Raw genomic sequence first — 21,776 nt, forward strand, 5'->3', positions numbered from 1 at the left:
GGTTTAGTGCGTACCGTGCCATCAGCAACAAGAATTTTTGATTGCGTCAACGAATATTCAATTTGATCTAACGATATAAATTGGAACGGCATAACGCGTCAGGTGAAAGACCTGACAGACATTCTCTTGATGTGATTTTGTGTTTCATTCGGTTGAAAGGCCGTGTGAGACGTCAAAGTTATAGGGTCAAGTGAATAAGAGCATGTGGTGGATGCCTTGGCGATGATAGGCGACGAAGGACGTGATAGCCTGCGATAAGCTTCGGGGAGCTGGCAAATTAGCTTTGATCCGGAGATTTCCGAATGGGGAAACCCACCTAGCAGTAGGTATCGCATGATGAATACATAGTCATGCGAGGCGAACCGGGTGAACTGAAACATCTCAGTAGCTCGAGGAAAAGACATCAACCGAGATTCCGAAAGTAGTGGCGAGCGAAATTGGAAGAGCCTGCTAGTGATAGCACGACACTTAACAGAACAGTCTGGAAAGGCTGGCCATAGCGGGTGATAGCCCCGTATGTGAAAAGAGACGTGTGGTACTGAGCTAGCGAAAAGTAGGGCGGGACACGAGAAATCCTGTCTGAATATGGGGGGACCATCCTCCAAGGCTAAATACTCATCATCGACCGATAGTGAACAAGTACCGTGAGGGAAAGGCGAAAAGAACCCCGGGAGGGGAGTGAAATAGATCCTGAAACCGCATGCTTACAAAAAGTAGGAGCCTCGAAAGGGGTGACTGCGTACCTTTTGTATAATGGGTCAGCGACTTACATTCAGTGGCAAGCTTAACCGAGTAGGGAAGGCGTAGGGAAACCGAGTCCGAATAGGGCGATTCAGTCGCTGGGTGTAGACCCGAAACCAAGTGATCTATCCATGGCCAGGATGAAGGTGCCGTAACAGGTACTGGAGGTCCGAACCGACTAATGTTGCAAAATTAGCGGATGAGCTGTGGATAGGGGTGAAAGGCTAAACAAACTTGGAAATAGCTGGTTCTCTCCGAAAACTATTTAGGTAGTGCCTCAAGTATTACCGTCGGGGGTAGAGCACTGTTTTGGCTAGGGGGTCATGGCGACTTACCAAACCAAGGCAAACTCCGAATACCGATGAGTACAGCTTGGGAGACAGAGCACCGGGTGCTAACGTCCGGACTCAAGAGGGAAACAACCCAGACCGCCAGCTAAGGTCCCTAAAACGGGCTAAGTGGGAAACGAAGTGGGAAGGCTAAAACAGTCAGGATGTTGGCTTAGAAGCAGCCATCATTTAAAGAAAGCGTAATAGCTCACTGATCGAGTCGTCCTGCGCGGAAGATGTAACGGGGCTAAGCCAGTTACCGAAGCTGCGGATTTGCAATTTATTGCAAGTGGTAGGAGAGCGTTCTGTAAGCCTGTGAAGGTGTCTTGTGAAGGATGCTGGAGGTATCAGAAGTGCGAATGCTGACATGAGTAGCGTTAAAGGGGGTGAAAAGCCCCCTCGCCGTAAGCGCAAGGTTTCCTACGCAACGTTCATCGGCGTAGGGTGAGTCGGCCCCTAAGGCGAGGCAGAGATGCGTAGCTGATGGGAAACAGGTCAATATTCCTGTACCGATTACAAGTGCGATGTGGGGACGGATCTTAATAGGTTATCCGGCGGTTGGATGTGCCGGTTTAGACAGATGTAGGCGACACGTAGGCAAATCCGCGTGTCATATACCGAGGCTGTCGATCGAGTGAGCTTGCTCACGAAGTAACTGAACGAGGTCCCAGGAAAAGCCACTAAGCTTCAGCTTGTAATTGACCGTACCGCAAACCGACACTGGTGCGCGAGATGAGTATTCTAAGGCGCTTGAGAGAACTCAGGAGAAGGAACTCGGCAAATTGACACCGTAACTTCGGAAGAAGGTGTGCCCTAGTAGTGTGATGAGAACATCTGAGCACGAATGGGTTGCAAAAAATTGGTGGCTGCGACTGTTTATTAAAAACACAGCACTCTGCAAACACGAAAGTGGACGTATAGGGTGTGACGCCTGCCCGGTGCTGGAAGATTAATTGATGGGGTGCAAGCTCTTGATCGAAGTCCCAGTAAACGGCGGCCGTAACTATAACGGTCCTAAGGTAGCGAAATTCCTTGTCGGGTAAGTTCCGACCTGCACGAATGGCGTAACGATGGCCACACTGTCTCCTCCTGAGACTCAGCGAAGTTGAAATGTTTGTGATGATGCAATCTCCCCGCGGAAAGACGGAAAGACCCCATGAACCTTTACTGTAGCTTTGTATTGGACTTTGAACAGATCTGTGTAGGATAGGTGGGAGGCTTTGAAGCAGGGTCGCTAGATCTTGTGGAGCCAACGTTGAAATACCACCCTGGTGTGTTTGAGGTTCTAACCTAGGTCCATTATCTGGATCGGGGACAGTGCATGGTAGGCAGTTTGACTGGGGCGGTCTCCTCCCAAAGTGTAACGGAGGAGTTCGAAGGTACGCTAGGTACGGTCGGACATCGTGCTAATAGTGCAATGGCATAAGCGTGCTTAACTGCGAGACTGACAAGTCGAGCAGATGCGAAAGCAGGACATAGTGATCCGGTGGTTCTGTATGGAAGGGCCATCGCTCAACGGATAAAAGGTACTCTGGGGATAACAGGCTGATACCGCCCAAGAGTTCATATCGACGGCGGTGTTTGGCACCTCGATGTCGGCTCATCTCATCCTGGGGCTGTAGCCGGTCCCAAGGGTATGGCTGTTCGCCATTTAAAGAGGTACGTGAGCTGGGTTTAAAACGTCGTGAGACAGTTTGGTCCCTATCTTCCGTGGGCGCTGCAGATTTGAGGAAGCCTGCTCCTAGTACGAGAGGACCGGAGTGGACGCACCTCTGGTGTACCGGTTGTCACGCCAGTGGCATTGCCGGGTAGCTAAGTGCGGAAGAGATAACCGCTGAAAGCATCTAAGCGGGAAACTCGTTCCAAGATGAGATCTGCCGGGGCCTTGAGCCCCCTAAAGAGTCGTTCAAGACCAGGACGTTGATAGGTCGGGTGTGGAAGCGCAGCAATGCGTTAAGCTAACCGATACTAATTGCTCGTGCGGCTTGACCCTATAACTTTGATCAAATCGATCACAGTTGAATGTCATCCGACTGAAAAGTCATGTTATGCCCTCGTGGTCTTCGATCACGACGTTGGCAGCAATCAAAAATCAGCTGATTCGAAGCTCTATGAATTCGTTCAGGTGGCGCTCGCGCCATCAGGACAACAAGTTATGCCTGACGACCATAGCGAGGTGGTACCACTCCTTCCCATCCCGAACAGGACAGTGAAACGCCTTTGCGCCGATGATAGTGCGGGTTCCCGTGTGAAAGTAGGTCATCGTCAGGCTCTTACCAGCCCCCCAAACCCCCTCGTGCCTTATGGTGCCTGGGGGTTTGGGCTTTCTGGCGCTTGGTTGTTTGAAGCCGCCGTGGCCACCCCAGTGGAAATGACCGCCAGTGACAACTCAGCTGTTGAAGACGAAGTCTTCCTCAAGTCGCAGCGCCCCGCTGCGCTCCAGTTCTTTAAGCAGGGGAACAAGGAATGCGGAGAAGTCTTCTACCGACAACGGCGTGGGATTGCCATCACTTGCAAGGCGCGTGATATAGGGCGTTCGCTGGCACCATTGGGCTAGCGCTGAGCGATGAATCTGCTGCCATTCCAGAAGCTTGAACTTTAAAAGCACTTTGAGCGCATGACGTTTGTGCTTGTCCGGGTTTTCAATAAATCCCGCTAAGCGGGATCTGGCTTTCGATAGCGCAGTCGGCAGGTCCTGGAAGATCGAACCGTGGCCGGGAATGACTGTCAGTGGAGCCAGTTGTTCAATCGTGTCCAGCGTGTTCGCCACATCCTGAAATGCCTCAAGGCCTTCGAGTTCGGGAAAAACCACGCCGAAACCGTTCTCCCACAGAGCGTCGGCTGAAATAAGTATTCGATATTGGGGCTGAAACAGGATGACCGAATGAGGGTCATGTCCTTGGGCCGCATGGACCTGCCAATGCAATGAACCGAGTTGCAGTGTTGAACCGGGCAGCAGAAGCTCTTCAAACGAAAACGGGGTGCACGACTGTCCGGTGGGCTCAAAAGTCAGTGCAACCGGATCCCATTCACTGACCGCGGACGCCAGCCCGGGTGGAATCAAGGTACACAGGTCAGGGTAGGAGGACTGCAACAGGGAATTGCCTCCACAGTGGTCGCTATGGAGGTGGGTATTCAACAACAGATCAAGTGGTCGACCATTTAATGCAGAACGAACCAGGTTGAGAGTTTGTTCCGCGTGACTCACATAGCCCGAATCAACCAAGGCGGATGGACCACCAGATCCCTGAATGAGGATGTTGTTGGAAGACAGCCACCCTCTCTCAAAAACCGTGATACCTGCTTGTTCAAGATCCGCCAGCATCGTGAACATGTGAGCTTTGGACATTGAGGTGCGGACGATTCCGTGCTTCAGGCCGCATTTCGCAGCGCTCTCCTGAGAATCTTGCCCACGTTGGTCTTGGGAAGCTCGTCTCTGAACTCGATGTACTTCGGACGCTTGTAGCCGGTCAGATTGTCATGACAGTATCGAGCCACGTCATCCTCGCTGAGCGTGGGATCGGAGCGTACGACAAAAATTTTCACGGACTCACCTTGCTTTTCGTCTGGCACCCCAATGGCTGCGCACTCCAGAACACCGGGGCAGAGCGAGACGACGTTCTCAAGCTCATTGGGAAAGACGTTGAAGCCGGATACCAGGATCATGTCCTTTTTGCGATCAACAATGCGTGTGTAACCCTGCTCGTCCATGATGCCGATGTCCCCTGTGCGCATGTAGCCGTCGGGAGTGAAGGCGCTGGCGGTTTCCTCGGGCTGGTTGTAGTAGCCATGCATCACGTTTGGGCCTTTGATCGTGATTTCCCCCGATGCGCCCGCTGGAACGTTCGCTCCATGATCGTCCTTGATGGCAACATCGATGCCAGGCAGAGGCAGACCAATCGTGCCACTGAACGATTGCAGGGTCACGGGGTTGTTGGTGCCGATGGCGCAGGTCTCGCTCATGCCCCAGCCTTCAATCATGGGACAACCGGTCACCGCCAACCATTGCCGCGCCGTTCCTTCGGATGCGGCCATGCCTCCAGCTTGAGACAGCACGAGGGTTGAGAAGTCCAGTTGTCTGAATTGTGGATCTTGCAGGAGCGCATTGAACAAGGTGTTGACCGCAGGCAGGATGTGAAACGGACGTCGCTTGAGGGTGGCAACGACCTTGGGAATGTCGCGAGGATTCGGTATCAGCGTCATGTGGGAGCCCCACCGGATAGCCAGGAGACTCAAGGTCAGCGCAAAGATGTGATACAGCGGCAATGCGGCAATCGCATTGACAGTGCGTACGTCGCCCACGCGCGCAACCGCAGGCTGGAACCAGGCTTCCGCCTGGAGGATGGCCGCGATGATGTTGCGGTGCGTGAGGATGGCGCCCTTGGACAGTCCGGTGGTCCCCCCGGTGTACTGGAGGAAGGCCACCGAATCAAGACTGGCCTGGCTGGGTTTCAGCGAAAGGCCTGCGCCTTGTTGTAGCGCCTTTCGAAAACTGGTGATCGTTCTGTGACCGCCCGGGCTGGACAGCGGCAACTTGTACGGTGGAACCATCTTTGCCAGGTGCCTGACAGCAAAGGTCAGCCACCGCCCGTTCCAGAATCCGAGCATGTCGCCAAGGCTGGCGACAACCACCACATTCACAGGCGTCCTGTCGATCACCTCTTCTAGTGTGGCGGCGAAATTTTCAAGAATCACGATCCCCTTGGCGCCGGAATCGGACAACTGGTGTTCAAGTTCCCGGCTCGTGTAGAGCGGGTTGACGTTCACCGCGGTGAATCCGGCCCGAACAATGGCCGCCATCACCACCAGAAACTGGGGCACATTGGGCAGCATGACCGCCACCCTGTCGCCTTGAACCAGGCCTTGGCTTTGCAGCCAAGCGCCCACGGCTGCGCTGTGCTCGTCAAGTTCGCCATAACTCATCCAATGTTCCATGCAGACCGACACAGGCTGACGTGCGTGCTTTCTGAACGACCCTTCAAGCAGGGCCGCCAACGACCGGTATTGGTCAGGGTCCACGTCATGCGGAACGCCAGCGGGATAGTGGGACAGCCAGGGACGGGTCATGGGTCGGGATGGAAAGGTTGACGACGTCATGGATTCTGTCTTGGCGATGCAAGCACGAACACAGGGCGACCCCTAGGAAGGTGTCGCCGAAAGCACAAATAGAAAGAGTATTCAGGCCAAGCCGCGCTGAATCTCGGCCTGCAGCTCTGCGGCCACCACGGAAATGTCCGTCTCGAAGAGCGCATCAATCCAGTGGCGTTCGCGCATCTGGATGGCCTGCATGAATTCGTCCGGATTGCGCATGGCCGCGAAGGAGTCGAATCCGCTCTCAAGAAAACCCTGCAACGCGGACAGCCCGGCCAACTGCGCGGGGCGCCGCATCATCTTCAGACCCAGTCGCAGCGAGGGGTTGCGGGTCAGGCGCTGCAACTCGCTGCCCATGTGTTGCACCACGGTGAGTTGCCGGAGCCGATCTTCGTGAGCGCCTGTCCGGCGCCAACTGTTCACGTACCGAAGTGCTGCAGGGGCGTCCTCGGGTTGTGTCATCCAGTGGGAGGCCAGCTCATGATCGAGCACCTCAGTCAGTGCGTGTGTTTCGGCCAGATCGACGGCGAGCGAACTCACCGCTGCCGGGAACATCCTCTCCAGGGCGCCGGCGATGCGGCCAAACTGCCGGTCGCGCTCGGAGAAATCGTGTTCACCATAGAGCTCTTCAAGGAAGAAGCGTGTGGCGGGTGCAAATGGTGGCCTGGCCAGAAAATCCGCATAGGTCCCTCTAAAGCGTTGGGCCTGCAAACGCTTGATGGCATGAACCGCTTGTGCCAGGCCCTGCTGGTGGGCACGATCGCGCAGCTCGCCCACACGTGCAAGGTGCAGACGGATGGCATCAGCGGCGCTACGGGAGGTGTTCATCTCGATGGCAGTTTGTGCGGTTGTGCAGGGATGTCTGTTTGTGCCAGGCAAGCGGTCTTGTCAGCCATGCTTGGCATGCGATAGTTCAGACTGTGCCCAACGACAGGCCCCAAGTATCCATGACAGAAAAGCCTCCAACAGGTTCAGCATTGGCCCTTCTTCAGCAGGCCCTGGTCATTGCGGCCATGTGCGGGGCCGTGCTCTGGATGTGGTGGTTCTGGCCGCACCCCGGATGGGTCATCGCTGGCGCGGTGGCTTTCCTGTCTGCACACGCCGTGGTCCTGGCGATCGAATGTGTGGTCGCTGCCGCGATCAACCGATCGGATCCGGCCCCAACGGCAGGGTGGAGGGCATGGTTGGGCGCATGGTGGTCTGAGACGCGGGTGGCGCCCATGGTGTTTGCCTGGAGGCAACCTTTCTGCTGGCGCCATCTGCCGGACAACGAAGCACCGGCCGCTGGCATGGGGTCCGCTGCGGTGGTGCTGGTGCACGGTTTCGTCTGCAACCGGGGCCTCTGGGTGCCCTGGATGAAAGCCTTGCGCGCGCAACAACTCCCGTATGTGTCTGTCAACCTGGAGCCCGTTTTCGGCAGCATTGATGCCTATGGCACCCTCATCGAAGAGGCCGTCTCTCGTGCCGAACGAATGACTGGTCGTCCACCTATTGTGGTTTGTCACAGCATGGGTGGATTGGCCGTGCGCGCCTGGTTGGCCCGGCAATCCGTCCGGTCGCGAGTGGAAGCTGTGATCACCATTGGCACGCCGCACCGGGGCACTTGGCTGGGACGCCTGAGCCGTGTGACCAATGGGCGGCAGATGCAGCCGGGCTGTGACTGGCTCGCGGCGCTCGAAAAACTGGAGCAGGCGCAGAGCCCGTGTCCCTATGCCCACTTTGTCTGCTGGTACTCGAACACCGACAACATTGTGTTTCCAGCTTCTACCGCCACCCTGCCCGGCGCCGACAACCGGCTGGTGGCCGGCGCGGCGCACGTGGCGATGGCTTTTCATCCGGTGGTGATGACTGACACCATGGCTTTGGTCAACGCCCAGGCCTAGCGTGCCTGACGCGCCCCTTTGATACCTACGCAGGGGTTGTCAGGTCAGGCCTCTTTGGCTACCGGCGCCAGCACGCCGCGGCGCATCTGGTCCAGCTCCATGGTTTCAAACAGGGCCTTGAAGTTGCCCTCACCAAAACCCTGATTGCCCTTGCGCTGGATGAACTCGAAGAAGATCGGGCCGAGCTGGTTCTCGCTGAAGATCTGCAGCAGCAATTCACCTGGGTGGCCGTCTACCAGGATGTTGCGCTGCTTCAGGGCTTCCACATCCTCACCGTGGCCTGGAATGCGCTTGTCGAGCAGCTCGTAGTAGGTGTCACTGGTGCTGAGCAATTTCACGCCGCTGAGCTCCAGCGCATCGACGGTCTCGTAGAGGTTGGTCGAGCCCATGGCGATGTGCTGGATGCCCTCGCCGTGGTAGCGGTCCAGGTACTCCTGGATCTGGCCAGACTTTTCATTGCCTTCTTCGTTGATGGGAATGCGGATCTTGCCGCAGGGGCTGGTCATGGCCTTGCTCTTGACGCCGGTGGACTGCCCTTCAATGTCGAAGTAGCGCACCTCGCGGAAATTGAACAGGCGTTCGTAGAAGCCGGCCCATTCGTCCATGCGGCCTCGGTGCACGTTGTGGGTGAGGTGGTCGATGTAGGTGAGGCCGTGGCCGACCGGGCTCAGATCGGCGCTGGAGTCGGCAGCGAATGGCTCGAAGTCCACGTCGTAGAACCCGATGTTGCCGATGTCGCCGGTCTGGGCGCCGTTTTTGCCGCGCCATTTGTCGATGAAGTAGATGATCGAGTCGCCGATGCCCTTGATGGCGGGGATGTTGAGTTCGCCAGGGCCAGCAGCCTGAGCGTAGCCCCAGGCGCCCAGCGAAATGGCGCGCTCATAAGCGGCCTTGGCATCCTGCACGCGGAAGGCGATGGCACAGACGCTGGGGCCGTGCAGACGGGCGAAGCGCTGCGCAAAGCTGTCGGGCTCGGCGTTGATGATGAAGTTGATCTCGCCCTGGCGGTAGAGCGTGACGGCCTTGTGGCGGTGCTTGGCGATGGGTTTGAAACCCATGCGCTGGAACAAAGTGCCCATGGCCACGGGATCGGGTGCGGCGTACTCGATGAATTCGAATCCGTCGGTGCCCATGGGGTTTTCCCAGATGGTCGGGGTTTGGCTTGGCAGGCTGGCGTTCATGGTTGTCTCCATCGGTGTGGGGTGAATGCGCCACTGTATCGGCGCAGCGTGTCACGATTCCGGCGTTTTGTGGCGGACCGTTTGTCTGGATTGCAGAAAACCTGCAAAATGGCGACCATGCAAGCACTTGACAAGCTCGATCGACACATCTTGCGCAGCCTCCAGGCCGATGGCCGGGCCACTTACGACCAGATCGCGGAGGTGGTGGGGCTGTCGGCGAGTGCCGTGCTGCGGCGCGTGAAGCGTCTGGAAGAGGCGGGCGTCATCGATCGGTACGTGGCACTGGTCAAGCCGGAAAGTGTGGGTCTGGGACTTACCGCCTATGTGAACGTGCGCTTGGAAAAGCACACCGAAGCCAGCAAGCGCAACCCCATGGATCTCTTCCGGGCCAGTGTGATGGCCTGGCCCGAAGTGGTGGAGTGCGCCGCGCTGACGGGCGAAATGGATTACCAGCTGAGGTTGGTCGTGGCCGACATGGCGGCGTATTCCCGCTTCATGATGGACACCTTGCTTCAGCATCCCAGTGTGCAGGACTGCAAGACCAGCTTTGTGATGGATCGCCTGAAGAGCACGACGGCACTGCCGGTGTGAGTGCTTGCTTAGGTGGAGTGAGCTGACTCCGCCTGTCGGACCGATGCCCCCTTTAGAGGAATGCATCCTTGGCGATTTAGGGAAAACCCTTACATTCGTTGAATGGTCAATCCCCTTCACTGGTTCAAGCCTGGAGCGCCCTCGGTCGAGGCGCTCACGGGCGCTGCCGGCGCACCTCCCGAGCCTGCCAAGCAGAAGACGGCAGTGGTGCCCATTCGCTCCATCGGCCCGGCGCAGGTGGACCGTGTGGTCGAGCACCTGCTCGCGCTGGAGCCGCATGACCGCTATCTGCGGTTCGGATACGCCGCCAGCGACGAACACATTCGCCGCTATGTGGATCAGATCAATTTCGACCGGGATGAGCTGTTTGGCATTTTCAATCGCAAGCTGGACCTGATTGCCCTGGCCCACTTGGCGTTTTCGGTGGATCCGCAATACAACAGTTGCGCTGAGTTCGGCGTGTCGGTGGCCAAGGCGGCGCGCGGACGCGGGTTTGGTGGGCGCTTGTTCGAACGGGCGGTGATGCACGCGCGCAATGAAGGGGTGATGATGCTGTTCATACACGCGCTGACGGAAAACACCGCCATGCTCAAGATCGCGCGCAACGCGGGAGCCGTCATCGAGCGAGACGGCTCGGAGAGCGAGGCCCATCTGGTTTTGCCGCCAGCCGATTTCGATTCAAGAGTGACCGAAATGGTGAACCAGCACATGGCCTTCACCGACTACCACCTGAAAGCCCAGGCCAAGCAGTTCTGGGGCTTGTTGTCCCGCTTGCAAAATCGTCGAGAGGGCGAGCAAGCCAAAGTGGAATAGCCCGGACCGGCGTTTCAGGGAGGGACGCCTTTGCATTGCTTCCGGGGCTTGCGTTATCCTTGCAAACTGTTTCAACAACATTCCCCCTTCAGTGGCCGAATCCCCTCCCAGTCCTGGGCCGCAGCGCAGCCTGCGGCATGTCGACAAACGTGGTTTCCTTCAAAAGCTTGCGGAGTTCATCCACCCCGGGCCGGATTCCAAGGACGAACTGATCGAAACCCTCGCCGAGGCAGAGGACAACGACATCATCAACGCCGAATCGCGGGTGATGCTCGAAGGGGTGCTCCGCATTGCGGACATGACCGCCGGGGATGTCATGGTGGCCGCACCCCGCATGGATGTGCTCAGCATCCACGCCCCTTACGACGAGTTGCTGCACATCGTGATCGACACGGCGCACTCGCGCTTTCCCGTGTACGACGGTGAGCGTGAAAACATCATCGGCATTCTGCTCGCCAAGGACCTGCTGAAACTGCAGCGCGCGCCTGAGCTCAATCTGCGGGCCCTGTTGCGCCCGGCCACCTTCGTGCCGGAAACCAAGGGCCTCAACGACCTGCTGCGCGAATTCAGGGGCAACCGCAATCACCTGGCCATCGTCATCGACGAGTTCGGCAGGGTGGCCGGCCTCATCACCATCGAAGACGTGCTCGAGGAGATCGTGGGCGAGATCGAGGACGAGTTCGATGAAGATGAAGACGAGGGCGACATCTTTGCCCTGGCCGACAGCACCTGGCGCGTGAGCGGCGACACCTCGATCGAACGCATCAACGAATCCTTCGGACTCAAACTGTCAGAAGAAGACTTCGACACCATCGGCGGGCTCATTGCCCACACCATGGGCCACGTGCCCAAGCGAGGCGAAGTGCACGAGGTCGATGGCTTGAACTTCGTCGTCCTGCACACCAAGGGCGGTGCGGTGAAGTGGTTCAAGGTGATGCCTCGCGTGGTCGAGACCTGACCGCGGGCGCCTTGCCTGGTCCAACATGCGCAGCCTGTTCGGGTCGCTACACACGCCTTCGAGTTTCTCGCCCCTCAGCGGTCGGCCGCCGGGGCGCAGTGCGGGGCATCGCAGCGGTATGTGGTGGTTGCTGTGCATCGCCGGCGGGTGGTTGCAGGCGGCATCACTGGCCTGGCCGATTGCTTCCTGGAGCCTGACGGGAACCCCGCCAGGCCAGCCCGATGGCTGGCTGCAGATCGCTTCGCTGGCTTTGCTGGTGCTGGCTTTGCAGAACAGCGACCGAGCCGGGCAGGCACTCTGGCGCGGCTGGTTGTTTGCCACCGTGTGGTTGGCGGGCACCTTCTGGTGGTTGTTCGTGTCCATGCACATCTACGGTGGGCTGGCGGCCTGGATGGCTGTGCTTGCGGTGCTGGCGCTGGCCAGTTGGCTGGCCTTGCCGTATGCCGTGGCGGCAGCCATCTTGTGCGTCTGGGCACCCGCGTCGCGGGTGGGCCAGGCGGTGCTGTTCGCCGCGCTGTGGACGCTGGCTGAGCTGATCCGTGGCAGTTGGTTCACCGGCTTCCCGTGGGGTGCAGGGGGGTATGCCCAGGTGGATCTGCTGGCGGCCTGGGCACCGTGGGTGGGTGTGTACGGCATGGGCCTGCTGTCTGCGGTACTGGCGTATGTGCTGGCCTCCTTTGTCAACGGCATTCTGCGGGTGATCAGCAGGTGGGTGCTGGCGCCACTGTCGCGTTCGAACAAGGCCAAGCACCGGACCGGAGGACGCGCGTTGCGGTCGATCACTGCGAGTGGCCTGGCCATCGGCTTCATGGCGCTCGCGTCGTTGGGGGCCTTGCTTTTCAGCATGACACCGGGCGCCGAACGCTGGCGCAGCCTCGCTCAGCAATCGACCCGTGACGCGGGCACCTTGCGGGTCTGGCTGCTGCAGGGCAACATCGCGCAAGACGAAAAATTTGAACCCGGTACCGGGATGGCACAAGCGCTTGACTGGTATCCGGCGCAGCTGGCCGAGGCGTTCAGGTCCGCAGCAACAGGTGCTGGCGCGGCGCCGCAACTGGTGGTGGCGCCCGAGACCGCTTTGCCTTTGCTGCCCCAGCAGCTCAATGCCGATTTCTGGCGACCCTTGCTGCAAGGGCTGGCGCAGCAACCCGAGACCCCTGCCGTCAGCGCCTTGATGGGCTTGCCCCTGGGCAGTTTTTCGCAGGGCTACACGAACTCCGCATGGGGCATCACGCCGCAGTCGGCTGCGCTGGCGCTGCAGGGGTTGCAGGGCGGCCAGTTGCCCGCTGCCTGGGAACGCACCGGGGGTGCCACTGAGGGCACCTTCCGCTACGACAAGCACCACTTGGTGCCGTTCGGCGAATTCATTCCACCGATGTTTCGCTGGTTCATCGACATGATGAACATCCCCCTGGGCGACTTTGACCGAGGCGGTCTCGGCCAGCCTGCATGGACAGTGGCCGGGCAGCGACTTTCGCCCAACATCTGTTACGAGGACTTGTTTGGCGAAGAACTGGCCGCGTCGTTCCGTGACCCACAGCGCGCACCGACCGTGCTGGTCAACCTGAGCAACATCGCCTGGTTCGGTGACACGGTGGCCATTGACCAGCACCTGCACATCTCTCGCCTGCGCGCCATGGAGTTGGGGCGACCCATGCTGCGTGCCACGAACACAGGCGCCACGGCGGTGATCGACCACCTCGGCCAGGTCACCCACCAGCTGCCGCGGCTCACGCGCGGGCGGCTGGAAGCCAGCGTGCAGGGGCGCTCCGGGCTCACCCCGTTTGCCCGCTGGGCTTCACGTTGGGGCTTGTGGCCGCTGTGGGGTGGCTGCCTGGCGGCGGTGATCCTTGTGATCGCCGGCCGGCACCTGGCCCGCCGCCATTCTTCGGCCCCGTAAAATCAGCGGTTTACTGGCGCGCCCATCCGGCCGTCGGCCTCCCTTGTTTTGCCACTTTGGGCCCGGGCTTCGCACCGGGGCCTTGCCCGCATGTTGACCTTCCAGCAAATCATTCTGAAACTGCAGTCCTACTGGGACGCCCAAGGCTGCGCGCTGCTGCAGCCCTACGACATGGAGGTGGGTGCCGGCACCAGCCACACCGCCACCTTCCTGCGCGCACTGGGCCCGGAACCCTGGAAGGCCGCCTACGTGCAGCCCAGCCGCCGCCCCAAGGACGGCCGCTACGGCGAGAACCCCAACCGCCTGCAGCACTACTACCAGTACCAGGTGGTGCTCAAGCCTGCGCCCAGCAACATCCTGGAGCTGTACCTGGGTTCCCTGGAAGCGCTGGGCTTCGACCTGAAAAAGAACGACATCCGTTTCGTGGAAGACGACTGGGAGAATCCCACGCTGGGCGCCTGGGGCCTGGGCTGGGAGGTGTGGTTGAACGGCATGGAGGTCACGCAGTTCACCTACTTCCAGCAGGTGGGTGGCATCGACTGCAAACCCATCACTGGCGAAATCACCTACGGCCTGGAACGCCTGGCCATGTACCTGCAAGGCGTGGACAACGTCTACGACCTGGTGTGGACCCGGGGCGCCGATGGCGCCAAGCTCAGCTATGGCGATGTGTACCTGCAGAACGAGAAGGAACAGTCGGCCTACAACTTTGAACACGCCGACGCCGACTTCCTGTTCACCGCCTTCAGCGCCCACGAAAAGCAGGCCAAGCACCTGATGGAGCAGCAACTTGCGTTGCCGGCTTACGAGCAGGTGCTCAAGTGTGCGCACAGCTTCAACCTGCTGGACGCGCGCGGCGCCATCAGCGTGACCGAGCGCGCCGCCTACATTGGGCGCATCCGCAACCTGGCACGCGGCGTGGCACAGAGCTACTTTGAAAGTCGGGAGCGCCTGGGTTTCCCCATGGCGCCGCGAGAGTGGATAGACCCGAAGAAGGCCGCGTGAGCCAGGATAAGAAACAATGACAACAAAGAACCTCCTCGTCGAACTGTTTGTAGAAGAGCTGCCGCCCAAGGCGCTGAAAAAGCTGGGCGATGCTTTCGCCACTGTGCTGGCCGACCAGCTCAAGGCCCAGGGGCTCGCACCCGCCGACGCCACCGTGACCGCGTTCGCCTCGCCTCGCCGCCTGGCGGCTCATGTGACCGGCGTGGCCGAGCGCGCCGCCGACAAGGCCGTGTCGCAGAAACTCATGCCGGTGAGCGTGGGGCTGGATGCCAGCGGCCAGCCAACCCCCGCGCTGCTGAAGCGCCTGGCAGGGCTGGGCGCCGATGCGTCCGTCGTGGCCGGCCTCAAGCGCGCCATGGACGGCAAGGCTGAGGCCTTGTTTTTCGACAGCGTGCAGCCTGGCGCTGAACTGGCCGTCGGCCTGCAGAAGGCATTGGATGAGGCCATTGCCAAACTGCCCATCCCCAAGGTGATGAGCTACCAGCTCGAAAACGACTGCGAATTTCCCGGATGGAGCAGCGTGAACTTCGTGCGACCCGCACATGGCCTGGTGGCCTTGCATGGCAGCGCTGTGGTGCCGGTGAAGGCGCTCGGGCTGACGGCTGGCAATGCCACACACGGTCATCGTTTTGAAGCCGCCGTGGACCCGGTGGTGCTGCCCGACGCCGACAGCTACGCCACCACGCTGGCAAAGGATGGCGCTGTGATCGCCTCGTTCGCTGAACGCAAGGCAGAGATCACGCGGCAGCTCGCGGCGGCGGCAGCGAAGGTGGGCGGTGGCTGCAAGCCGATTGAAGACGACGCGTTGCTGGACGAAGTGACTGCGCTGGTCGAGCGGCCCAATGTGCTCATCTGCGAGTTTGAAAAACAGTTCCTGGACGTGCCGCAGGAATGCCTGATTCTCACGATGAAGGCCAATCAGAAGTACTTTCCGCTGCTGGATGCGCAGAACAAGCTCACGAACAAATTTCTGGTCGTCAGCAACATCAACCCTGACGACGCCAGCGCGGTGATCGGCGGCAACGAGCGCGTGGTTCGCCCGCGTCTGGCCGATGCCAAGTTCTTCTTTGACCAGGATCGCAAAAAGACGCTGGAAAGCCGCGTCGAAGGCCTGGGCAAGGTGGTGTATCACAACAAGCTGGGCACGCAGGGCGAGCGGGTGGAGCGCGTGCGCGCCATTGCCCGGGCGATCGGGCAGCAGCTTGGCGGTGATGTGCTGGCCAAGAGTGCGGACACCGCCGCCCAACTGGCCAAGACCGATTTGCTGACTGACATGGTGGGCGAGTTCCCGGAGCTGCAGGGCATCATGGGCGGCTACTACGCGCGCCACGACGGCCTGAGCGAAGAGATTGCCTTTGCGATCGAAGACCACTACAAGCCGCGCTTTGCCGGAGATGAGTTGCCGCGCAACATGACTGGCGTGGTGGTGGCGCTGGCCGACAAGCTGGAAACGCTGGTGGGCATGTTCGGCATTGGCAACTTGCCGACTGGTGACAAGGACCCGTTTGCGCTGCGTCGGCATGCGTTGGGTGTGATCCGGATGTTGGTGGAAAAGGATCTGCCACTTGATTTGTCAGAGTTGCTCCTTTCGGCATTCAAGGCTTTTCCTTTCGAAATCTCGATGTATCCGGCGGAGAACATCAAGTTGGTTCAGTCATTCTTGTTTGATAGGCTCGCTGGATCGCTTCGCGATCAGGGCGCCAGTGCACAGGAAGTAGATGCTGTGTTGGCCTTGCGTCCGCAGCGCTTGGGCGAAGTACCGAAGCGTCTGCAGGCGGTGCGCGCCTTTGCCGCGTTGCCCGCTGCCGCAGCGTTGGCGGCGGCCAACAAGCGCATCGGCAACATCCTCAAGAAGTCCGAAGGCGAGGGCACCGCGGTGCAGGAGTCCCGTTTGACGGAGTCCGCCGAAAAAGACTTGTTTGCTGCTATGCAGACAACCGTGCCGGCGGCCGACGCCGAGTTCGCCAACGGCGACTACACCGCCTCGCTGATGATCCTGGCCGCGCTTCGCCCGCCAGTGGATGCCTTCTTCGATGGTGTGATGGTCAACGCCGACGATCCCGCGCTCAAGGCCAATCGCCTGGGGCTGCTGAAGTCCTTGCACGAAGCCATGAACCGCGTGGCCGACCTTTCTCGCCTGGCTGCATAAGCCTGCCTGCGATCAAGCCGTCCCGGAACCTCGAAGGAAACCCGCATGAAACTGCTTATCCTCGACCGCGACGGCACGCTCAACCGCTGCCGCGACGACTACGTGGCCTCGCCGGATGAGTGGGAGGCCCTGCCAGGGGCGCTGGAGGCAGTGGCACGGCTCAACCAGGGCGGTTGGCGGGTGGTGCTGGCGACCAACCAGTCCGGCATCGGGCGGGGCCTGTTCGACATGGCTTCGCTCAACGCGATACACGCCAAGATGAACCGGCAACTGGCGGCGGTGGGTGCGCGCGTGGAGGCGGTGTTTTTCTGCCCCCATGCACCAGAAGACAACTGCGCCTGCCGCAAACCTGCGCCAGGGCTGTTTCTGCAGATTGCCGAGCGCTTTGGCGCGCCCCTGGGCAGCTTGCCTGCTGCGGGCAACGCCTTGCGCCATGTGCAGGCGGCCGCGGTGGCGGGCTGTGCCCCTCATTTGCTGCTCACCGGCAAGTCCGAGCACCTGAGAGACCGGGTGGGCATGGGGGCAGACGCCGACATGGCGGTGCTGGTGCCCGAGCTGCCTGCCGGTACCCAGGTACATGACGACCTTGCCGCATTCGCCGACTGGCTGCTGGCCCACGATTCCGAGTCCCTCACGGCCACTGTGCCGGCACCGAACTGACCCACCATGAACTTGCTGCGTTCCCTGCTTCACATTGTGTTCATGGCGGTGACGGTGGTGCCTTGGGCGCTGGCTGTGCTGGTGGCCGCACCGTTCCTCGATAGCAACCGCATTTACTGGATGTGTGCTGGCTGGCTGAAGCTGGCGGTCAACAGCGGCCAGTGGATGCTGGGCATCCGCAACCACGTGATCGGTTTCGAGAACCTGCCGGTGGGCAGCAAGGCGCCTGCGGTGCTTCTGGTCAAGCACCAGTCCACCTGGGAAACTTTTTGCATGCCAGCCTTGATGCCGCACCCGCTGGCCTTTGTCTTCAAGAAGGAGCTGCTGCGTGTGCCATTCTTCGGCTGGGCCATGTCCCGCATGGACATGATCCACATCGACCGTGCCGATGGGGCGCGCGCTTTTGCCAAAGTGGTGCAGCAAGGGCAGCGACTGCTGGATCAAGGCACCTGGGTGATCATGTTTCCCGAGGGCACCCGGATCGAGCGTGGCCAGAAGGGCACGTACAAAAGCGGTGGCACCCGACTCGCGATCCGGACCGGCGCGCCGGTGATCCCGGTGGCGGTGACCTCGGCCAAATGCTGGCCCCGCAAGGCCTTGATCAAGAAGCCTGGCGTGGTGGAGTTTTCGATCGGCAAACCGATTCCGAGCGCGGGGCGTGAACCGGACGAGCTGATGCGCGAGGTGGAGGACTGGATCGAGGGTGAGATGCGGCGGTTGGACCCTGAGGCGTACACATGACCACCCCTGCGCCGCTTCGCGTCTTCCCCTCAAGGGGACGACACCTTTTGACCGGCGGAGCCGGATCTTCGGTGTCTGCTGGATGGAGGCATTTCGCGCCGGCAAGCAATATGTTGTGCAGGTAGCAGTCGTGCAGCGGTTTGTGCAACTCGCGTTTGATCTGTTCGGGGCTGCACCGGCTGCGCCCGCGCCGGTGCGGCGGGTACGTTCGCCGCGTCGGGTGGTTTCGCCGGTGTCTTCGTCGATGCCGGATTCGCTGTTTCCTGGTCCTGAGCAAGTGCAGGACGCTGACGCTCTGGTGCCGCCTGATCGTCCTCCGGCTGCGGGACCGACACAGCCTGCCGAGTCGCTGTCCCAGGTGTTCGCACCCACCACCTGGCACCACCCGCGCGCGAACCGCTCGTGTCGGCTGGGGGCTTGTGAGGTGGCTTACGAGTTCAAGCGGGGCAAGCGTCGCACCATCGGCCTGTCGGTGAGTCCGGAAGGGCTGACCGTGAGTGCACCGCGCTGGACGCCGGTGGGCGAGGTGGAGGCACTGCTTTGTGACAAGTCGGACTGGGTGCTGGAAAAGCTGCAGCGCGCACGCGACCGTGCCGGTGAGCTGGCTCAGGCGCGCACCGTCTGGGCCAACGGTGCTGAATTCGACTTTCTGGGGCAGCGTGTGCGGCTGGTGCTCGACCCGACCCATGCCTTTGCAGAGGTGGGTGCCGTGCTGCTGGCGTCGGAGGGGAACGCGGAAGCCGCCAAGATACCGACGCTGAAGCTGGGGCTGGCCCACAACGCGAGCGAGGTGCAGATCCGCGACGCCGCACAGGCCTGGTTGATGCGGCAGGCGAAACGCATCTTTGCCGAGCGGCTGGACCTGTTCGCGCCGCAGCTGGGTGTGCGCTACGAACGGCTTCGCCTCTCCAGCGCTGGCACGCGCTGGGGCAGTGCCAGTGTGGACGGCACGATCCGCCTCAACTGGCGGTTGGTGCATTTGCGCATGGACATGATCGACTATGTGGTGGTGCACGAACTCAGCCACCTGCGCCACATGGACCACAGCCCGCAGTTCTGGGACGTGGTGGCCAGCGTCATGCCCGACCATGCGCAGCGCCGCCGTGCGCTGAAGCAGGCGGCGGTGCCGCTGGGCGAGTGAGGCCCCGGCCCAGCCCGGGCCTGCAGATCAGGACGAGGTGAGTGCAGGCGCGCACGTGAAGCGCCACACACCCGCTGCATCACGCTCACGCACCAGCTCGCCCGTCATCCACAACCGGTGCAGGTGCGCCACCGCTTCGCCCATGGCGAAGGTGGTCTGGTGCAGGTCGAGCGCGCGTGGGAACAGGACCGGCAGGATGTCGGCACCGCTGCACGCCTTTTCACTGCATGCGGCCATCACTTCGGCCAGCCGGTCGCGGTGGTGGTCCTGCAGTTGCTGGATGCGTTCGTGCAGGCCGGTGAACGGTTTGCCGTGTGAAGGCAGTACCAGGGTGTGCACCGGCAGGGGCAGGTACTTCTCCAGCGAGTCGAGGAAGAGCGCGAGCGAATCCGCCTCGGGCTCCTGGTCATAGACACTGACGTTGGTGGAAATGCGGGGCAGCACCATGTCGCCGCTGATGAGCACATCCAGTTCGGCGCAATGCAGGGCGATGTGCTCAGGCGCATGACCAAACCCGCTGATGCAGCGCCAGTCGCGCCCGCCGATGGACACCACCAGACCATCGATGAGGCGGCGGTACTGATTGGGCACCGAGGGAACGAGGCTGGGGTAGTAGCTGGCTCGGCCGCGGATTTTCTGCAGGCTGTCCGGATCGGTCAGACCCTGCGAAGCAAAGAAGTCTGCAGCTGAATCGCCGCCGAAGCCGGTGGTGCTTTGTGAACCGATACGCGCCATGGTGTAGTCGGTGGCGCTGATCCACAGACGGCAGGTGTGTCCACCGGCCTCTGCGCCGGACCATCTGGTGCACAGCCAGTCCGCCAGACCGATGTGGTCCGGGTGCATGTGCGTGACAATGACGCGCAGCACAGGCAAGCCTTCCAGTTCGTTCGCGAACACCGTTTCCCACTGCGCCTTGGCCGCGTCGTGCGAAATGCAGCAATCCACCACGGTCCATCCGTCGCGGCAGTCAATCTGGTCGCGCAGCAGCCACAGGTTGATGTGGTCGAGCGCAAAGGGCAGTGCCATGCGAATCCACTTCACCCCTGGTGCCACCACCAGGCTGGCGCCGGGGGCGGGGAGCGCGTCACCCAGGGGGTAGTGGAGGTGGGCTTCGAGCTGTTCGCGAGAGAGGGTCATGGGGTCGGGATTCCGTTAAGATGCCAGCGAGTTATTGACGTTGACGTAAACGTCAATGTTCAGGGCATTCTACGGAGCGGCGCCGCCGCCCACTGTCTGCAACCCGACAAGGCCTTCCCGACTTCATGGCGACGAACCCGACCTACACCATCAGCGACCTGGCGCGCGAGTTCGACCTGACCACGCGCGCGATTCGCTTTTATGAAGACATGGGGCTGCTGCAACCGCAGCGCGAAGGCCCGGGCGGGCGTAACCGGGTCTACAGTGCGCGCGACCGCACGCGCCTCAAACTCACGCTGCGCGCGAAGCGCCTGGGCCTCTCGCTCACCGAAGCGCGCGACATCATCGACACCTACGACAGCCCGCGCGACACCGGGCCCCAGCTTCGCAAGTTCCTGACCGTGCTGGCCGGTCACCGCCGGCAGCTGGAAGAGCAGATGGCCGATCTGGTGGCGAATCTGGAAGAGATCAAGGTGCACGAGAAAGAGGCCCGGGCGCTGCTGGACAAGGTGGAAAAAGGCAGCAAGGCTGGCGGCACGGGATAATCCGGCACGCGCCGCCACAGGGGCGGCAGCGATTCCAATAACGAGGAGAAACCATGACCGTCCTGGCCGCAGTGATCGTGGGGCTTGTGGCCCTGTTGCACATTTATTTCCTGGTGCTGGAAATGTTCCTCTGGGACAAACCCGCCGGCATGCGCGCCTTCGGCCAGACACCGGAGCGGGCTGCCGCCACCAAGGTGCTGGCGGCCAACCAGGGGCTTTACAACGGCTTCCTGGCGGCCGGCCTGCTATGGGGTCTGTGGCTGGGGCCGGAGGGTTTTGGCGTGAAGGTGTTCTTCCTGGGCTGTGTGCTGGTGGCTGGCTTGTATGGCGCTGCCACGGCCAGCCGCAAGATCCTTTACGTGCAGGCCTTGCCGGCTGCCGTGGGACTGGTGCTGGTGTACCTCACCCGCGCGGGCTGATCGGCGGCCGGGCGCAGTCAGCTGGCGGCTGCGCCTGCGGCGTACTGGGCCAGAAAGGCCTCGTCCGGCGCAATGGGCTGGATCACATCGATCAGCACGCCGTTGGGGTCTCTCACGATGAAGTGGCGCTGGCCAAAGGCTTCGTCGCGCAGGGCGAGCTGCACATCCAGACCCTGATCCAGCACCCGCTGGTATTCCGCGCTGGCATCTTCGACTTCAAAGTTCAGCAGCACGCCTGCAGCACGGCCGCCGCGCGCGGCTTCTGGAATGATGGCGTGATCGCCGTCAAGAATGGCCAGGTTCACGCCGGTGTCCTCAAGCGATTGAAGGTGCACATACCAGTCGCTGTCGAACAGGCGGGTGAACCGGAAGTGTTGCTCGTAGTAGCGGGCCGTGTCGGCCACACGGTCGGTCATGAGGACTGGGTAGTACTGGGTGGATTTCATGAGTGGGCTCCTGAATGGTTACATACAATGTGCATGTAATTTCAAT

General features: G+C 60.8%; 18 protein-coding genes and 2 rRNA genes. 14 read left to right on the forward strand and 6 right to left on the reverse strand.

Annotated elements, in window-relative coordinates; genetic code table 11:
* Positions 1-184 precede the first annotated feature (184 nt).
* Both J2W49_RS13365 and rrf read left to right on the forward strand, forming a co-directional pair.
* A 23S ribosomal RNA gene (locus J2W49_RS13365) occupies positions 185-3,063 on the forward strand.
* A 165-nt stretch (positions 3,064-3,228) separates the two neighbouring features.
* Positions 3,229-3,341: ribosomal RNA gene (rrf, locus tag J2W49_RS13370) — 5S ribosomal RNA — on the forward strand.
* 118 nt (positions 3,342-3,459) lie between these two features.
* On the opposite strand, the gene J2W49_RS13375 is transcribed toward rrf, so the two are convergent.
* The 3 genes from J2W49_RS13375 to J2W49_RS13385 all read right to left on the reverse strand — a co-directional run bounded on the left by J2W49_RS13375 (position 3,460) and on the right by J2W49_RS13385 (position 6,989).
* Positions 3,460-4,404, reverse strand: a complete 945-nt coding sequence (locus J2W49_RS13375) for an MBL fold metallo-hydrolase (RefSeq protein WP_310316731.1) — start codon at positions 4,402-4,404, stop codon at positions 3,460-3,462.
* A gap of 38 nt (positions 4,405-4,442) precedes the next feature.
* Entirely contained in the window at positions 4,443-6,137 is a 1,695-nt protein-coding gene (locus J2W49_RS13380) for an AMP-binding protein (protein WP_310316733.1), read from the reverse strand.
* 111 nt (positions 6,138-6,248) lie between these two features.
* Positions 6,249-6,989, reverse strand: coding sequence for an FFLEELY motif protein (locus J2W49_RS13385; RefSeq protein ID WP_310316738.1), 741 nt, complete (start codon positions 6,987-6,989; stop codon positions 6,249-6,251).
* A 149-nt stretch (positions 6,990-7,138) separates the two neighbouring features.
* On the opposite strand from J2W49_RS13385, the gene J2W49_RS13390 reads away from it, so the two are divergent.
* Positions 7,139-8,044, forward strand: a complete 906-nt coding sequence (locus J2W49_RS13390) for an esterase/lipase family protein (protein WP_310316741.1) — start codon at positions 7,139-7,141, stop codon at positions 8,042-8,044.
* 44 nt (positions 8,045-8,088) lie between these two features.
* Here J2W49_RS13390 and hppD read toward each other — a convergent pair whose 3' ends face one another.
* Positions 8,089-9,225, reverse strand: a complete 1,137-nt coding sequence (gene hppD / locus J2W49_RS13395; RefSeq protein ID WP_310316743.1) for a 4-hydroxyphenylpyruvate dioxygenase — start codon at positions 9,223-9,225, stop codon at positions 8,089-8,091.
* A gap of 117 nt (positions 9,226-9,342) precedes the next feature.
* Between hppD and J2W49_RS13400 the strand changes: the two genes are divergently transcribed.
* The 9 genes from J2W49_RS13400 (at position 9,343) to J2W49_RS13440 (ending at position 19,183) form a co-directional block, all read left to right on the forward strand.
* Positions 9,343-9,816: an Lrp/AsnC family transcriptional regulator gene (locus J2W49_RS13400; protein WP_310316746.1), complete on the forward strand. Its 474-nt coding sequence runs from the start codon at positions 9,343-9,345 to the stop codon at positions 9,814-9,816.
* 102 nt (positions 9,817-9,918) lie between these two features.
* Positions 9,919-10,629 (forward strand): GNAT family N-acetyltransferase, encoded by a 711-nt coding sequence (locus J2W49_RS13405; protein ID WP_310316749.1) that lies wholly within the window; start codon positions 9,919-9,921, stop codon positions 10,627-10,629.
* A 91-nt stretch (positions 10,630-10,720) separates the two neighbouring features.
* Positions 10,721-11,587 (forward strand): HlyC/CorC family transporter, encoded by an 867-nt coding sequence (locus tag J2W49_RS13410; RefSeq protein ID WP_310316752.1) that lies wholly within the window; start codon positions 10,721-10,723, stop codon positions 11,585-11,587.
* Between the two features lie 118 nt (positions 11,588-11,705).
* Entirely contained in the window at positions 11,706-13,487 is a 1,782-nt protein-coding gene (gene lnt / locus J2W49_RS13415; protein ID WP_310316755.1) for an apolipoprotein N-acyltransferase, read from the forward strand.
* A 90-nt stretch (positions 13,488-13,577) separates the two neighbouring features.
* A complete protein-coding gene (gene glyQ, locus J2W49_RS13420) occupies positions 13,578-14,492 on the forward strand; it encodes a glycine--tRNA ligase subunit alpha (protein ID WP_310316758.1) in 915 nt (304 codons plus the stop codon).
* A gap of 16 nt (positions 14,493-14,508) precedes the next feature.
* The gene (gene glyS / locus J2W49_RS13425; protein WP_310316761.1) at positions 14,509-16,641 is read left to right on the forward strand and encodes a glycine--tRNA ligase subunit beta; all 2,133 of its coding nucleotides are present in this window, start codon (positions 14,509-14,511) and stop codon (positions 16,639-16,641) included.
* Between the two features lie 45 nt (positions 16,642-16,686).
* Entirely contained in the window at positions 16,687-17,301 is a 615-nt protein-coding gene (gene gmhB / locus J2W49_RS13430) for a D-glycero-beta-D-manno-heptose 1,7-bisphosphate 7-phosphatase (RefSeq protein ID WP_310316764.1), read from the forward strand.
* A gap of 6 nt (positions 17,302-17,307) precedes the next feature.
* A complete protein-coding gene (locus J2W49_RS13435) occupies positions 17,308-18,042 on the forward strand; it encodes a lysophospholipid acyltransferase family protein (protein WP_310316767.1) in 735 nt (244 codons plus the stop codon).
* Positions 18,043-18,157: 115 nt separating this feature from the next.
* Positions 18,158-19,183 carry a M48 family metallopeptidase gene (locus J2W49_RS13440; RefSeq protein WP_310316770.1) on the forward strand — a complete coding sequence of 342 codons (1,026 nt, stop codon included), beginning with the start codon at positions 18,158-18,160 and terminating at the stop codon, positions 19,181-19,183.
* Between the two features lie 27 nt (positions 19,184-19,210).
* Here the strand turns inward: J2W49_RS13440 and J2W49_RS13445 are convergent, their stop codons facing one another.
* A complete protein-coding gene (locus J2W49_RS13445) occupies positions 19,211-20,320 on the reverse strand; it encodes an MBL fold metallo-hydrolase (RefSeq protein WP_310316772.1) in 1,110 nt (369 codons plus the stop codon).
* A 125-nt stretch (positions 20,321-20,445) separates the two neighbouring features.
* Here J2W49_RS13445 and J2W49_RS13450 point away from each other — a divergent pair, with 125 nt between their 5' ends.
* Both J2W49_RS13450 and J2W49_RS13455 read left to right on the forward strand, forming a co-directional pair.
* Positions 20,446-20,865: a MerR family transcriptional regulator gene (locus J2W49_RS13450; RefSeq protein WP_310316775.1), complete on the forward strand. Its 420-nt coding sequence runs from the start codon at positions 20,446-20,448 to the stop codon at positions 20,863-20,865.
* A 53-nt stretch (positions 20,866-20,918) separates the two neighbouring features.
* Positions 20,919-21,284: a DUF1304 domain-containing protein gene (locus J2W49_RS13455; protein ID WP_310316777.1), complete on the forward strand. Its 366-nt coding sequence runs from the start codon at positions 20,919-20,921 to the stop codon at positions 21,282-21,284.
* A gap of 17 nt (positions 21,285-21,301) precedes the next feature.
* On the opposite strand, the gene J2W49_RS13460 is transcribed toward J2W49_RS13455, so the two are convergent.
* Positions 21,302-21,730: a VOC family protein gene (locus J2W49_RS13460; RefSeq protein WP_310316781.1), complete on the reverse strand. Its 429-nt coding sequence runs from the start codon at positions 21,728-21,730 to the stop codon at positions 21,302-21,304.
* Between the last annotated feature and the right edge of the window lie 46 nt (positions 21,731-21,776).

The sequence above is a fragment of the Hydrogenophaga palleronii genome, assembly GCF_031457455.1.
GTDB lineage: Bacteria > Pseudomonadota > Gammaproteobacteria > Burkholderiales > Burkholderiaceae_C > Hydrogenophaga > Hydrogenophaga palleronii_A.

Coding starts and splice junctions, on each gene's coding strand:
- J2W49_RS13445 (WP_310316772.1), bottom strand. CDS start 20,320: ATGACCCTCTCTCGCGAACAGCTCGAAGCCCACCTCCACTACCCCCTG.
- J2W49_RS13455 (WP_310316777.1), top strand. CDS start 20,919: ATGACCGTCCTGGCCGCAGTGATCGTGGGGCTTGTGGCCCTGTTGCAC.
- J2W49_RS13435 (WP_310316767.1), top strand. CDS start 17,308: ATGAACTTGCTGCGTTCCCTGCTTCACATTGTGTTCATGGCGGTGACG.
- lnt (WP_310316755.1), top strand. CDS start 11,706: ATGTGGTGGTTGCTGTGCATCGCCGGCGGGTGGTTGCAGGCGGCATCA.
- J2W49_RS13450 (WP_310316775.1), top strand. CDS start 20,446: ATGGCGACGAACCCGACCTACACCATCAGCGACCTGGCGCGCGAGTTC.
- J2W49_RS13460 (WP_310316781.1), bottom strand. CDS start 21,730: ATGAAATCCACCCAGTACTACCCAGTCCTCATGACCGACCGTGTGGCC.
- hppD (WP_310316743.1), bottom strand. CDS start 9,225: ATGAACGCCAGCCTGCCAAGCCAAACCCCGACCATCTGGGAAAACCCC.
- J2W49_RS13375 (WP_310316731.1), bottom strand. CDS start 4,404: ATGTTCACGATGCTGGCGGATCTTGAACAAGCAGGTATCACGGTTTTT.
- J2W49_RS13385 (WP_310316738.1), bottom strand. CDS start 6,989: ATGAACACCTCCCGTAGCGCCGCTGATGCCATCCGTCTGCACCTTGCA.
- J2W49_RS13380 (WP_310316733.1), bottom strand. CDS start 6,137: ATGACCCGTCCCTGGCTGTCCCACTATCCCGCTGGCGTTCCGCATGAC.
- glyQ (WP_310316758.1), top strand. CDS start 13,578: ATGTTGACCTTCCAGCAAATCATTCTGAAACTGCAGTCCTACTGGGAC.
- J2W49_RS13400 (WP_310316746.1), top strand. CDS start 9,343: ATGCAAGCACTTGACAAGCTCGATCGACACATCTTGCGCAGCCTCCAG.
- glyS (WP_310316761.1), top strand. CDS start 14,509: ATGACAACAAAGAACCTCCTCGTCGAACTGTTTGTAGAAGAGCTGCCG.
- J2W49_RS13405 (WP_310316749.1), top strand. CDS start 9,919: ATGGTCAATCCCCTTCACTGGTTCAAGCCTGGAGCGCCCTCGGTCGAG.
- gmhB (WP_310316764.1), top strand. CDS start 16,687: ATGAAACTGCTTATCCTCGACCGCGACGGCACGCTCAACCGCTGCCGC.